Source organism: Lacinutrix himadriensis (assembly GCF_001418105.1).
Taxonomy (GTDB): domain Bacteria; phylum Bacteroidota; class Bacteroidia; order Flavobacteriales; family Flavobacteriaceae; genus Oceanihabitans; species Oceanihabitans himadriense.
The window spans coordinates 187,714-202,277 of the sequence record NZ_LIQI01000024.1 but is presented as its reverse complement, the minus strand read 5'-3'; the positions used below and the strand labels follow the sequence as shown (position 1 = coordinate 202,277).

Genomic DNA, 14,564 nt, shown 5'->3' with positions numbered 1-14,564 from the left:
AAATAGGTTTCGAATACGCTTAAATCAAGTTTTGTTCGGAATCTAAAAGTTTCGGAATGGTAGCATTCCAGTTATAAGTATCTTTAATTTTTACTCTAAAAGCGTCTAATGCTGTTGGTTCTCCATGAATTAGATATATTTTTTCTGGAACATTTTTAATGCTACTCATCCAGCGTATTAAATCCTCTTGATCTGCATGTGCAGAAAGACTATCTATCTTTTTAATGGTTGCTTTTACCGGATAATATTTTCCGAAGAATTTAATTTCATGTGCGCCTTCTTCCAGTTGTCTTCCTCGAGTTCCTTCGGCTTGATAGCCAACCAACAAAACAGTTGTTGAAGCGTGATCTATAAGCTGTTGCAAATAGGTTAAAACGCGTCCTCCAGTTACCATACCACTTCCGGCAATAATTATTTTGGATCTTTTATCGTCTATGGTTTCCCAAGTTTCTTTGTATGATTGAATAATATTCACATGATTACACATGGCATTATAATCGGCAGGAGATAATTTATGCCATTTTGGAAAGCGTTTAAAAACATCTAAAACGTTATTTCCCATTGGACTATCTACAAAAATTGGAATGTTCGGAATCTTGTTTTCTTTATATAATTTCCAAAGAATATACATAAGTGTTTGCAGACGTTCTACGGCAAAACTTGGAATAATTAGATTTCCATTTTTATGTATGGTTTCTTTTATTATTTGGGATAGCTTCGCTTCTACATCTTCTTTTGGATGTAATTTGTTGCCATAGGTACTTTCAATAAAAAGAAAATCTGCCCATTCTGGTTTTTTAGGATCGTTCAATAAATAATCATCAGTTCTACCAATGTCTCCAGAAAAGACGAATCGTTTTCCGTTAATATCTAATTCGATAAAAGTTGCTCCTATGATATGTCCGTTATACTGAAAGCGATACGAGATGTTTTCTGTAAAAGCAACCCATTTACCTTCTACTTCTACTTGAAAATGCAGTATGGTTCTTTCGGCATCTTTAATCGTATAAAAAGGAAGCGCAGGTTGGTGTTTTGTAAACTTTTCTTTATTTGCTTTATCTGCGGTTTCTTCATGAATCTTCGCGCTATCTTTAAGAATAATTTCAGCTATTGCTAATGTAGGAGCTGTGCCAATTATTTTTCCTTTAAATCCTTCTTTTAGTAATCTTGGCAAATAGCCAACGTGGTCTAAATGTCCGTGGGTTAATAAAACCACATCTATATCTTCTACCGTTATTGGCAGGTTTTCCCAATTGCGTTCGCGAAGTTCTTTAAGCCCCTGAAACATACCACAATCGATAAGTATGTTTTTACCAAAAGCTTCCATTAAAAATTTGGATCCTGTAACGGTTCCTGCTGCACCTAAGAATGTTATGTTGGCATAATCTGACATGGTTTTTATATTTTAATGATTACAAAGCTTTTTAATTTCTTGTAATATTTTAGTTTTTCTTATTTCTGAAATCCCTAAATGATCTAAAAAGAAAGCATCATCTAATAAATCTCTGCACAAAACAACATCTCTACTTAATAGAAATTGCTTTTCTCTGTTGGTTAATAAGGTAGATACGGTTACAGGATAGAGTCCTAGCCTATCTATTCGATCTTTTAACCCGTCATTTTTTGGGTAATCCCAACTTAACAAGTATAAACCTGCGCATTTACCAAACTGGGTTGCATCTTCTGTAAAACGTGTATTAGTAACCACCCAACCACTAGTTATTTTGGAAGTATTATTTTTATTCGCATTCCAATGGGTTTTAACATCTATATATCTAGAGTTAATGTACAAAGGGATTTTTACATTACAGTTAAGACCTTGCTCGTTATGAAACTTACATTCTATTAATGTTGTCTCATTATTTTTATGTGCTAACACATCAATTTCGTGCTTCACACAATCCCCTTGTATAATATCTCCTGTTGTTGTTTTATATCCCGAGTATTTTAAAATAGCACTTATAAAATTCTCAAAAGGAAACCCCGTTGGACCAAGCTCATAAATTGCTTTTTTTAGCTTGTATTTTGAAGCGAAATAACTGTGTTTCTTTTTTAATAATGCAAAGGCTCTGTTATAGATTTCTTTGGTAGAAATACCTTGATACAATTCATCTCTAACCACATCTAAAATCTTACTAACGGTTGCATGATCTGCGCCGGTACGTTGTAGAGAATTACGCAGTTTGTCCATGGAAAATTTAACTTTTTCTCCGGAAGACTTTATAATATTCATATCTACATTGTCCATTTTATTAAAATTTTAAATTATTCTGGAATAACTAAAAAAGGTATGATAGGTTGAAAACCAATTTTTTTAATAACCGGCTCATTAATAATATTTTCAATAAAACTATGCTTATTGTTTACCAATACTAGGATATTAATTTCTAACTCCTTAATAAAATCAATAATCACCGAAGTTTTTTGGTCATAACCAGACATCCAGTGAAAGCTGTAATCAAAAGCTGCTAAATCTTTTTTCAACTTATTAATGTTTGTGTTTTGTGTTTCAGATAATTCTTTTTCTTCTTCGATGTGCAATATTCTAATTTTAGAGTTATACAACTTACTCAGGGCCTTAATAGGACTTAATACTTTATCTGTATATTGTTTATTATAATCTGTTGGAAAAGCTATTTGACTTGGTGTAACAAAACTATATGCATCTGGTACTACTAAAGTTGGACAAGATTTAATTTTGTTTAAGACACTTACTGTATTGCTACCAAAAAATATTTCTTTCGTTTTTGATGCACCTTTTGTCCCCATTACCACTAGATCTATTTCATGAGTTGTGGTAACTGTGTGAATAGCTTCTAACAAGCTTTCTGAACTTAAAATAGTTTCAAAACTGTGTTTTTCATTAGCGTCTACAATTCTTGCTTTTCTTTTTAATTCTACCATCTCTTTTTTAGCAGATTCTTTCATTACGCGTGCTAATTTGTTAGACAAATTAGACATTCTTGAAATTTCAGACTTGAAAGAGTTCAAAAAGTAAAAAGTACAGGTTTCATTTTCATAAAGTTTTAATGCATACGCAATTGCACTCCATGCGTTATCTGAAAAATCTGTGGGTAGTAAAATATTTTTATTCATAGTTTTTTTTATTTATTAGGACATAAAATTATTCTGGAATAACTAAAAAAGGAATACTAGGATGAAAACTAATCTTTTTAAGAACTGGCTCATTCATAACACGTTCAATAAAACTGTGTTTATAATTCACCATCGCAAGTATGTTGATGTCTAATTCTACAATAAAATCGTTAATCACACTTGCCTTCTTAGCATAATTAGGCATCCAATGAAAACTGTGTTCTACTTGATTTAAGTATTCGTCTAATTCATTTATATTATATCGCTGTACTTCGTTTAGCTTCTTTTCTTCTTCAATATGAACGACTCTAATTTTAGAATCATACAATTCGGTTAGGTTTCGCAACACTTGAATTTCTTCACCATTATAAAAACGATTATAATCTGTTGGAAAAGCAATTTGGGTTGGTTCTACAAAATCAAACTCATCTGGAACTACTAATAGCGGACAAGCTTTCACTTTATTTAAAACACGAACCGTATTGCTTCCAAAAAACAACTTTTCATTTTTAGATGCCCCTTTGGTTCCCATGATTACCATATCTATAGCATGTTCTTCTACACTCTTTTTAATAGCAACTTCTATTTTTTCGGCGCTTAAAACCACTTCAAATTCATGCTTTTCGTTGGCATTAGAAGCAATAGCTTGTTCCTTTAATTCTAATAAATCTTTAGCAGCTCCATCTTCTAATGCTTCTAGAAAATAATCGGTTACTAGACTTCTTTCATATAATGCTTCATTATCTATAGTATGCAAAAAGTAAAACACACAAGACTCATTTGCATATAACTTTAATGCATAAACAATGGCACTCCATGCATTATCTGAAAAATCTGTAGGTAATAATATTTTTGTTTTCATTTATAAAATTTATTATTTAGATGGAATAACTAAAAAGGGAATATCTAGCTGAAATCCTATTTGTTTTATTGTGGATTTAAAGAATATATTTTCAAAAAAGGAATGTTTATTATTAATCATTACCAATAGATTCACTCTAGATTTTCTTTGAAATTCATTAATTGCACCATCGATATTCTTGTTTTTAATATCATGAAACAGATGTGCTATATTTTTAAAATACCCTTCCAATTTCGCTTTGTTAGTTTGTTGTTTTTCGGAAAGTGCTTCGCCATAATTAACATGAAGAATATGTACTCGAGAATGATAATTAGAAGCTAAATCGACTAATGGAAGTATTTGCGAATCTTGAAAATTGACTTCATAATCGGAAGGAAATAATACTTCATGAGGTCCTTCAAAAGAAAAACCACTTGGAATAGCTAAAACTGGCGACTTTACAGAATTAATAACATGTACGGTATTAGAACCAAACAAAACACCTTTTACATCGGATGCTCCTTGCGTACCCATAACCACCATGTCTATATTTTTAGACTTCACAAGATCTTTTATCTCAGAGATTAAGGTGTTAAATGTAGAAATCGTTTCAATAGTATGCTTTGCATTGAAATACGTTTTCTGTATCTCCTCTTTAATAGCAGACAAGCCATTTAGGGAGCTTTTCTGTACAATATCTAACAATTCAAATTGCGCGGTACTCGCTTGCATATATTCCATTTGATACACCATTGGCGTATATGTATTTAAAATATAAAAGGTGCATTCTTCCTCTTTAAACAACTGTAATGCATAAGTAATAGCATTCATTGCATTATTAGAAAAATCTGTTGGTAATAATATTCTTTTCATGACATATATTTTAATTATTCACGTCTTAGGTTTTGCAAAACCAGTAAAGGGATTGCAATTTTTAAACTTATTTTATCTATTGTAGATTGAAACAATATATTTTCTAGGTAAGAATGTCGCGTATTAACCATAATAAGAAAGTCTATTTTATTATCCACAACATAGGTATTAATAGCACTATCTATATTTTTATTATCAGTAGTGTAAAAGCTCATTTTATTTTTACATATTGTTTCTTCAACAAAGGCTTTATTATCTTCTTGTCGGAAAGACAACTTGTTACTTTTAGACACATAAAGCATATCTATTTTTGTTCTTTGCGGAGAAAGCAAATTGCAAACTAACTTTAACTCTCTTCGCTTATAAGGAATTAAATAATTTGTAGGAAATAATGCGTGCTTCGGTTTCTCATAACTATAATTTTGAGGAATAGCCAATACAGGACATTGCACATATTTTAAAACCTGCAAAGTATTGCTTCCAAAGGTTAAATGACTATGATTCGATTTCCCCTTTGTTCCCATAACAACAAGGTCTATGTTTTTACCATCTACAATTACATCTGCTTCGTCTAGCAAGGAATTATAAGCAGAAATAGTAAAGTACGTAAATCTAGGGTTTGGCGAGATTTCTTTTACCGTTGCTAATAGATTGGCTAAACTTTCTTCCGATTGTTGCTTAACACTTTCAACGATAGCCTTAAAATCTGTCCTACTAACTAACTCTTTATGATTATACACTTCTGCCTGATACGCATGCATGAAATAGAATTCTGTTTTTTGGTGTTTAAAAAACTCTAATGCATACTTTACAGCATTCATTGCATTATCTGAAAAATCGGTTGGAACCAGTATTTTAATCATAGCTAAAGTGTTTATATTTAATGAAATAAATGTAACAAAGTATGCTGTGAAAAAATATGACAAATATCAGTAAAGCAAAAAAATGCTATATAAAAAAAGCCAGATTTGCATCTGGCTTTTTCATGGATTAATAGCAAGTAATTTAATTAATAATGAATCACATATACTCCTTAAATTACACTATAAATATACTTTAATAAAAAGCAATTACCTATGACTTTTGTCATGTTTGATTTTTATTTAGCGCCATACTTTTTCGTTATTCTAATTGCTATATTTCATGCAAAACTAAAAACGGAATATCGGTATGATAACTAATATTTTCTACTTTATTATGAAATAGTATTTGTTGAAAATAATTAAGATTCTTTGCCACCATAGCAATCAAACCGATGCTTCTAGATTCAATAAAGCACTGGATTGCATTTTCTACTTTTTTATTGGTTAGATTATGAAAACTATACTTCGTATTATTGAAATAATCTGCTAAAAGTTCTTTGTTTTGTTGCTGACTAATATTTAGTTTCTCATCGGCATTACTAATGTGCAATATTCTTAAACGGGAAGGATTAGCATCTAAAATTTGCGAAAGCGGCAACAAGGTTTGCAAATTGTAATTCATAGAATAATCTGTAGGAAATGCAACTTCTTCAATCTTGCTAAATTTTGCATTTTCTGGAACCACCAAAGTGGTACACTTCACTTTAGTTATCACTTCCCCTGTATTACTACCCGTAATATATTTTTTTAAACCGGATGCACCTTTGGTTCCCATTACAATAACATCAATCTTTTTTTCTTGCACCTGTTCTCTAATAGATTCAATAAAAAAATTATTGTCGGATATGGTATAAAACTTATGGTTATTATTGTGAGGTATCTCTTCTGATATTCTTTTTAACAATCCTACCAACTTCTTTTTAGCAGGCTTACTATATGCTTCTTGAATAGTTTCTGGACTAGTAATATAGGTAGAATCATTAACCACAACATCGCTTAATTCATTTACATGAAGTAAATAAAAGTTACATACCGCATTCTCATAAAAACGCAATGCATATGTAATTGCATTCCATGAGTTATCTGAAAAGTCTGTTGGTAATAATATATTATTCATTGTAATTCAACTTGAAGAACAAAGTTAAATTTAACGTCCTTTTTAAAATATGACGAATATCATAATGCTATTATTTTAGACAATTTCTTTCAGTTTTTCTAAGTCAACTATGGTTACATTTCTGCCTTCAATTTCAATTAAACCTTGCTTTTTAAAACTAGACATCGTTCTAATTAAAGTTTCTGTAGCAATACCGGCAACGCTTGATAAATCGCTACGCGAAATCTTTATAGGTTGGTTTGATTTGCAGTTTAATTTTTCGGCAAATTTTAAAATAGTACTCGCTGTTTTTTTACTTACAGAACTGTAAGCCATTTCTAACAATTGGTTTTTCACTCCTTTTAAATCGTCTGTAAGTAATTGTATAAGTTCTAAAGTTATTTTATGATTACTGTTTAAAATATCTGCAAGTTGCTCTTTAGAAATACCAGCTAATTCTGCGTCTTTAATAACCCCTGCAGATTCTTGATATGGAATGTTTTGAATAAAAGAAGTATAGCCAAATAAATCATCTTCTTTGTGCAAAGCAGTTATTAATTCTTTTCCTTGCTCGTCAAACTTGTAACATTTCACAACACCTTTAGTTACTAGAAATATATAGTTTGAGTTTTGTCCTTCTGTATATATTATCTCTCCTTTTTTAAAAGTAAAAGGTTTCCCATTGTCGTCAAAATAATTTTTAAGATCATTTAATGTTCTTATCTCTTCTTCTTCCGTATTAGACTGACTACTTTTTTTATCTCTAATATCTTTTAATATGGAAGCTCTTGCAATTCTACTTTCTATAGCACTTGTAAGCTCGTCTTCCTGAAAAGGCTTGGTGATGTAATCGTCTGCACCAAGATCCATTCCTCTTCTAACATCTTTTCTTTCCGTTTTAGCAGATAAAAATATAAATGGAATGTATTGGGTACTTTCATTTTTGGATAACACTTCTAAAACTCCGTAACCATCCAATTCTGGCATCATGATATCACAAACAATAATATCTGGAAGCTCTTTAATTGCAGCTTCTACGCCCAGCTTACCATTTGCAGCTGTAACCACGTTGTAATTGGAAAGTTCTAAAAGTTCTGCTGTGTTTTCTCTTAAAACAATATCATCTTCAATTAATAAAATCTTTTTCATTATTTGGCAATATTAGGTATTGTAATTATAAATGTGGATCCTTTATTTTCTTCACTTGTAAACGAAATGGTTCCTCCTAAGTTTTCAAAATGGGTTTTTATTATGTTTAGACCAATTCCTGTTCCTTGCGTTAGCAAAGCATTTTCGGCTCTAAAATAACGATTAAATATATTTTTTTGATCTTTTTCAGGAATTCCAATACCATTATCTACTATTTGAATTGTAGTCTTTTGGTTATCCTGACTAATAATTATTTTTACGGTAGCATTTTCTGGCGAGTATTTAATAGCGTTATTTACTAGGTTCGACAATGCTAATTCTATAATTTTTTCGTCTTGCGTTAACGAAATATGATCAATATTTTCTGGATAACTAATTTTTTGTCCAAGCTTTAAAAGCATATTGGCATTATAAACTACTTCGTTTACTACTTTACTTAATTTAAAAGTACTCACCTTATAATTCACATTACCCGTTTCTAATTTTTCAATAGATAAAAAATCATTTAAAATATTATTAAGATAATGTACTTTATTGGTAATCGTTTCTATATGCTTATCTCTTTTTGCCTGTTGTTCTTCTAACTTATACTTACCTAAAAGCATGGTAGATGTTAAGATACCACTTAATGGTGTTTTAAACTCATGAGATACTAAGGATAAAAATTTCGTTTTTAATTCGTTAAGTTCTATTTCTTTTTTAAGTGCATTTTTTATTTTGTTTTCGGCTTCAATTCGCTTTTTATTTTCTGCATCTAATTCAATATTTACAACTTTTAATTTATCTATTGTAGTACTTAACTCCTTGGTTCTTTGGGATACTTTTTCTTCCAATTCTTCATTTAATTGCTGGATTTCCATTTCTTGTTGCTTTCGTACAGAAATATCAATTACCAAAGCCATTATATACCCTTCTCCATCCATTTCAAATGGATTTAATCCAGCCTCCACAGGAAAACTACTTCCATCTTTTCGTGCTCCATACAAATCACGACCTCTTCCCATTGGCCTACTTTCTTTGTGTTTCATGAAACCATTAAAATGCGCTCCGTGTCCGGCATGATAGTTTTTTGGAATAAGAATACTTAACGTTTGGTTTAAAAGCTCTCCTTTTTGGTAACCAAACATGACCTCTGCGGAAGCGTTTGTAAACACAATGTTTTGCTGTTCGTCTACTACAATTACACCTTCAGAAACAGCTTGAAAAAGTACGTTAAAAATCTCTTGATCTATTTTAAACATATATAATGTTAAGTTTTAATACTGCTTTAAAAATACAAAACTATATGAGCTAAACCACACATATTTAAATCTAATAACTGATTAATATCATAATTTAATAGCCAACAAGTAATTAGATTTATACTAGTAAACATTTTTAGTATGAAAAAAAATTACAAATTGACACAAAGTTTTTATCAAAACTTAGGAAATCTATTTTACGCAATAGCTGCTGCAGACAATAGTGTTGCGCCTTTAGAGGTAGAAACCTTGAAGGAAATTATAAAGTCGAAATGGCTAAAAGTAGATGATTTAAAGGATGCATTTGGTTCTGATGCTGCTTACCAAATGGAATTTGTTTTCGATATACTGCACCGTGAAAACAATTTAGATGTAGAAAAATGCTATGCTGATTTTATAAATTATAAAAAGGCACAAAACTATTTATTTTCTCCATCTATTAATCAATTAATATTAGAGACTGCAAACGCGATTGCTAGTAGTTTTGCTGGTAAAAACAAATCGGAACTGATACTACTTGCTAGATTAGACATGGAATTAAAGAAGACAGATATATAACTTTAAAATAATCATAAATAATTAGATCATGAAAAAATTAATATTATTATTCGCATTATTACTAATCCCAATTTTCGGGTTTACACAAACCACAGAAAACATAGACTACATTTCAACATTTAATGAGGACTTAGCGGCTATTAAAAAAGATAACCAATGGGCTTTTATAAATAAAGAAGGTACTATTGTTATAGATTTCCGAAAGGATTTAGTGGAAACAAAAACGGAGGCTGGTAATTATCCGGTTTTTAACAACGAAAGATGTTTAATCCAACAACAAAAGAATGGTATTAACTATTATGGTTTTATCGATACATCTGGAAAAACAGTTATTGAGCCTCAGTTTTTAAACGCGACGACCTTTACGAATCATTCTGCTATTGCTTTAGAATTAGTAAAAGTAGATTTAGGTAAAAACAACCTACTTAACAAGAACATAGTAGAATACAAATATTTTCAAGTCGTTATAGATCCTTCCGGTAAGATTTTAACTTATTTAACCGAAGCAGTTCCTGTGGAGTTATCGGCTACAAATTTAAAGAAGGCGCCAGCGATTACATCCCAGTTCATTTCCAAAAAACTAGTAGCTGTTATGACAAAAAACAAGCAATGGAACATTAAAAAAATAGACGAACATTAAATGAGATATTTAATTGCTACAGCGATACTTTTCTTTTGTATTTCTTGTTCTAAAAAGGAAGATAAAATTCTTCCTACAGAGCAAGATCTAACCGAGTCTGTGTATACTTCTGTCACCATACAACCAGATAGCTTATACCAAGCCTATGCTATTGTTTCTGGTATTTTAGATAAAAATATGGTCGAAGAAGGGGATATCATTATAAAGAATCAAGCCATCGTTCAAATAATAAACAACACCCCCATTTTAAATACCCAAAACGCAAAATTGTCTTTAGATCTAGCGAAAGAAAATTACAATGGAAGCGCTGCCATTTTAGCTGGAATTAAAGAGGAAATAGCAGCTGCTAATTTGAAGTACAAAAACGATTCTATTAACTTTTTTAGACAACAAAACCTTTGGAAGCAAAGCATTGGATCGAAAGCTGAATTTGATGCCAAACAGTTAAACTACCAACTGTCGCAAAACAATTTAATAGTACTTAGAAACAAATACAACCAAACAAAAAATCAACTAAACACAAGTGTTAAGCAAGCACAAAACAATTACCAAACCTCACTAATTAGCACGAAAGATTTTACTGTAAAAAGTGCTATAAATGGAAAAGTATATGCGCTGTACAAAGAGTCTGGCGAATTAGTAAACACCATGGAACCTGTTGCATCTATAGGAAGCGCCTCTTCATTTATTATAGAAATGTTGGTAGATGAAGTAGATATTGTAAAAATCAAAACAAACCAAGATGTTTTAATAACATTGGATGCTTATACTGGCAAAGTACTGCAAGGAAAAGTGTCCAAAATATATCCTAAAAAAGACGAACGCAACCAAACCTTTAAAGTGGAAGCTATTTTTACAAATCCTCCAGAAGTATTATATCCAGGGCTTTCGGGTGAAGCAAATATTATAATATCTAAAAAAGGCAAGGTTTTAACAATTCCAAAAAGTTACATCACAGATAATAACCAAGTGAAAACCGATGATGGTTTAACACCTATTACAACAGGTTTAGAAAACATGGAATTTATAGAAGTCTTAAGCGGAATAAACAAAGACACCTATATCTATAAACTAGAATAATGGCAAACTGGACCGTCATAATAGACATTGCTAAAAAGCAATTATTAACCAAATTTAAGTCTACTGCCATTGCTGCTTTAGGGGTTACTTTTGGTATTGGTGCATACATTACTTTGGTTAGTTTTATGACAGGTTTAAATAATATGTTAGATGATTTAATTTTAAATCAAACGCCTCACATTCATATTTATAATGAAATTGAACCTTCAAAAAAGCAACCAGTCGATATATATGATGCTTTTAAAAACAGCTTTAATGTGGTGCATTCTATTAAACCGAAATTAAGTCAGAAAAAAATTCACAATGCCTCACCAATCATTCATTTTTTAAATAAAAACAAAGATGTAAAAGGTGCCATACCACAAATAAAAACACAAATATTTTACATAGCTGGATCTATTGAAATAGCTGGAAACTTAACAGGAATACAACCAATTGATGAAGCTCGATTATTTAATTTTAGAGATTACATTATTGCAGGTTCTCCAGAAAAACTTAAAAATACAGAAAACGGTATTTTATTAGGTTCTGGTATTGCAAAAAAAATGGCATTATCTGTTGGAGACAGAGTACAAATAAGCACTATAAAAGGAGATCTATTCCCTTTAAAAATTGTGGGGTTGTACCAAAGTGGTGTTTCCGATATTGATGCGATTCAAAGTTTTGTAAATATAAAAACGGTACAGCGTATTTTAGGGGAAGCCGAAAATTATATCACAGATATTAATGTGAAGCTTTATGATATTGAAAAAGCAATATCCTTATCTAAAAAAACAGAACAGCAATTTAATGTAACAGCAATAGATATTAAAACTGCAAATGCACAATTTGAAACAGGAACAAGTGTTAGAAATATGATTACTTACGCCGTTTCTATAGCCTTATTAATAGTTGCTGGTTTTGGTGTATATAATATTTTAAGCATGCTTATTTATGAAAAAATGAATGACATTGCCATTTTAAAAGCAATCGGTTTTTCGGGTAATGATGTGCAGTACATTTTTATGAGTCAAGCGTTGATAATTGGTGTCATTGGTGGTGCTCTAGGACTCTTAATAGGCTTAATATTTACAAATATAATTAGCACTATTCCGTTTAAAACAGAAGCATTAGCCAAAGTAGATACGTATCCTATTGATTTTAATGTTTGGTATTATGTAATAGGTTTTTCTTTTGCAATCATCTCTACTTTTTTCGCAGGCTATTTGCCATCACTAAAAGCAAAGAAAATAGATCCAGTAAAAATAATACGAGGACAATAATGGAAACAGTTCTAGAAGCAAAAAATATAAACAAATACTTTAAAAAGCCTGTACTTTTTCATGTGCTTAAGGATATTAACTTTAAAATTAATAAAGGAGAATTTGTTTCCATAATGGGAAAATCTGGTTGTGGAAAATCTACCTTATTGTACATTTTATCTACTATGGATACAGAATACGAAGGAGAACTGTATTTGAATAACGATTTGATAACGGGAGACAGCAGACAAAAATTAACGCTAATTAGAAATAAACATATTGGTTTTGTATTTCAATTTCATTATTTACTTTCAGAGTTTACCGTATTAGAAAACGTCATGCTTCCTGCCAAAAAACTAGGAGAAAAAAGCGTCAAAGAAATTGAAAAAGATGCACTTGAAAAACTACGTATTTTAAACATCGAACATTTGGCACATAAGCGCGCATCTCAAGTCTCTGGTGGCGAAAAACAACGTGTTGCAATAGCAAGAGCACTGATCAATAATCCATTAATAATTATGGGTGACGAGCCAACAGGAAACTTAGATAGTCATAATGCAGATAATGTCTTTAATATATTTAAAAAGCTAAGTGTAGAAGAAAATCTTTCCTTATTAATTGTAACCCATGATGAAGATTTTGCCAATCGCACCGATAGAATTATCACCATGGAAGATGGCAGAATAATTCACGAATAATTAATTACTCAAACTGATATTAATCAGTTAAAGCTATTACTTTTATGAGTAAATTTATAGTTATTAAAATAGTTAGGTATGAAAACAAAACAAGAATTATATAGGCAGATTACCCAATTAACCACTAATATAGAAACTAATTATCCCGAATTGTATACTTTCTTATTAGAAGAACCTGTTACAATTCCTTCGGAAGAACATCCACATGTAGGTATTCCAGAATTGCAAAATTATTTGGAAACCTTAGAACAAGAGCTAAAACACCACATAGAAACTCATAAATTGAAATAAATGGCAGCTATAGATTATTATAAAACACTTGGAGTCTCTAAAACAGCGTCAGAAAAAGATATAAAAAAAGCATACAGAAAACTAGCACGCAAGCATCATCCAGACTTAAACCCGAATGATAAAGAAGCGGAAAAGAAGTTTAAAGAAATTAATGAGGCTAATGAAGTATTGAGTAATCCTGAAAATCGTAAAAAATACGATAAGTATGGAGAGCATTGGCAAAACTCGGAAGCCTACGAACAAGCAAAACAGCAGCAACAGCAACAAAGAGCATATCAAGGGCAAGCAGGAGGTTCTGGAGGTTATAGCGAGAGAGATTTTGAAGATATTTTTGGCAACATGTTTGGAGGTCAATCTTCAGGAAGAAGAAGCCAGGGAAATTCTAGATTTAGAGGCCAAGATTTTAATGCAGAACTTCAGTTAGATCTTAAAGATGTTTACGAAGAGCACAAGCGTACACTTACTGTAAATAATAAAAACATACGAATTACTATTCCTGCTGGTGTAGAAAACGGACAAACCATTAAGATTAAAGGGCATGGTGGAAAAGGTGTTAATGGTGGTCCGAATGGCGATTTACTAATTCAGTTTTCTATTCAGAATCACACAAAATTCAAAAGAGATAAAGACAACCTTTATACCACTGTAGATTTAGATTTATACACCGCAATGCTTGGTGGCGATTTAATGGTAGACACGTTTACCGGTAAAGTTAAGTTAACAGTCAAACCAGAAACACAAAACGGAACGAAAGTGAAGTTGAAAGGAAAAGGGTTTCCGAAGTACAAAAAATCAGGACAATTTGGTGATTTATACATAACCTATCAAATAAAAACGCCGACAAAACTTACAGATAAAGAGAAAGAATTATTTACAGAACTTCAAAAACTAAGATAA

Annotated in this window: 16 protein-coding genes; 7 read left to right on the top strand and 9 right to left on the bottom strand. The window is 31.1% G+C overall.

What is annotated here, in order from left to right; translation table 11 throughout:
* Positions 1–19: 19 nt before the first annotated feature.
* The 9 genes from AMD28_RS12685 to AMD28_RS12645 all read right to left on the bottom strand — a co-directional run bounded on the left by AMD28_RS12685 (position 20) and on the right by AMD28_RS12645 (position 9,159).
* Positions 20–1,393: an MBL fold metallo-hydrolase RNA specificity domain-containing protein gene (locus AMD28_RS12685; protein ID WP_055444514.1), complete on the bottom strand. Its 1,374-nt coding sequence runs from the start codon at positions 1,391–1,393 to the stop codon at positions 20–22.
* A 12-nt stretch (positions 1,394–1,405) separates the two neighbouring features.
* Positions 1,406–2,248 carry an ATP cone domain-containing protein gene (locus AMD28_RS12680; protein WP_055444513.1) on the bottom strand — a complete coding sequence of 281 codons (843 nt, stop codon included), beginning with the start codon at positions 2,246–2,248 and terminating at the stop codon, positions 1,406–1,408.
* A 17-nt stretch (positions 2,249–2,265) separates the two neighbouring features.
* Complete coding sequence (locus AMD28_RS12675) at positions 2,266–3,096, bottom strand: universal stress protein (protein ID WP_055444512.1); 831 nt, start codon at positions 3,094–3,096, stop codon at positions 2,266–2,268.
* Between the two features lie 28 nt (positions 3,097–3,124).
* Positions 3,125–3,958, bottom strand: a complete 834-nt coding sequence (locus tag AMD28_RS12670) for a universal stress protein (protein WP_055444511.1) — start codon at positions 3,956–3,958, stop codon at positions 3,125–3,127.
* Positions 3,959–3,970: 12 nt separating this feature from the next.
* Complete coding sequence (locus AMD28_RS12665) at positions 3,971–4,810, bottom strand: universal stress protein (protein WP_055444510.1); 840 nt, start codon at positions 4,808–4,810, stop codon at positions 3,971–3,973.
* 14 nt (positions 4,811–4,824) lie between these two features.
* Positions 4,825–5,673 (bottom strand): universal stress protein, encoded by an 849-nt coding sequence (locus AMD28_RS12660; protein WP_055444509.1) that lies wholly within the window; start codon positions 5,671–5,673, stop codon positions 4,825–4,827.
* Between the two features lie 271 nt (positions 5,674–5,944).
* Positions 5,945–6,790 (bottom strand): universal stress protein, encoded by an 846-nt coding sequence (locus AMD28_RS12655; RefSeq protein ID WP_055444508.1) that lies wholly within the window; start codon positions 6,788–6,790, stop codon positions 5,945–5,947.
* Between the two features lie 75 nt (positions 6,791–6,865).
* Entirely contained in the window at positions 6,866–7,918 is a 1,053-nt protein-coding gene (locus tag AMD28_RS12650) for a response regulator (protein WP_055444507.1), read from the bottom strand.
* On the bottom strand, positions 7,918–9,159 hold the full coding sequence (locus AMD28_RS12645) for a PAS domain-containing sensor histidine kinase (RefSeq protein ID WP_055444506.1): 1,242 nt from the start codon (positions 9,157–9,159) through the stop codon (positions 7,918–7,920). The genes AMD28_RS12650 and AMD28_RS12645 overlap by 1 nt, the downstream gene beginning before the upstream one ends.
* 141 nt (positions 9,160–9,300) lie before the next feature.
* Here AMD28_RS12645 and AMD28_RS12640 point away from each other — a divergent pair, with 141 nt between their 5' ends.
* From AMD28_RS12640 to AMD28_RS12610, 7 genes are all read left to right on the top strand, one after another.
* A complete protein-coding gene (locus AMD28_RS12640; protein ID WP_055444505.1) occupies positions 9,301–9,717 on the top strand; it encodes a hypothetical protein in 417 nt (138 codons plus the stop codon).
* A gap of 28 nt (positions 9,718–9,745) precedes the next feature.
* On the top strand, positions 9,746–10,357 hold the full coding sequence (locus AMD28_RS12635; RefSeq protein ID WP_055444504.1) for a WG repeat-containing protein: 612 nt from the start codon (positions 9,746–9,748) through the stop codon (positions 10,355–10,357).
* A complete protein-coding gene (locus AMD28_RS12630; RefSeq protein WP_055444503.1) occupies positions 10,358–11,437 on the top strand; it encodes an efflux RND transporter periplasmic adaptor subunit in 1,080 nt (359 codons plus the stop codon).
* Positions 11,437–12,699, top strand: a complete 1,263-nt coding sequence (locus tag AMD28_RS12625; protein ID WP_055444502.1) for an ABC transporter permease — start codon at positions 11,437–11,439, stop codon at positions 12,697–12,699. The genes AMD28_RS12630 and AMD28_RS12625 overlap by 1 nt, the downstream gene beginning before the upstream one ends.
* Complete coding sequence (locus tag AMD28_RS12620; protein WP_055444501.1) at positions 12,699–13,376, top strand: ABC transporter ATP-binding protein; 678 nt, start codon at positions 12,699–12,701, stop codon at positions 13,374–13,376. Before AMD28_RS12625 ends, AMD28_RS12620 begins: the two co-directional genes overlap by 1 nt.
* A 78-nt stretch (positions 13,377–13,454) precedes the next feature.
* Entirely contained in the window at positions 13,455–13,667 is a 213-nt protein-coding gene (locus tag AMD28_RS12615) for a hypothetical protein (protein ID WP_055444500.1), read from the top strand.
* Positions 13,668–14,564, top strand: a complete 897-nt coding sequence (locus AMD28_RS12610) for a DnaJ C-terminal domain-containing protein (protein WP_055444499.1) — start codon at positions 13,668–13,670, stop codon at positions 14,562–14,564. It begins immediately after the preceding gene.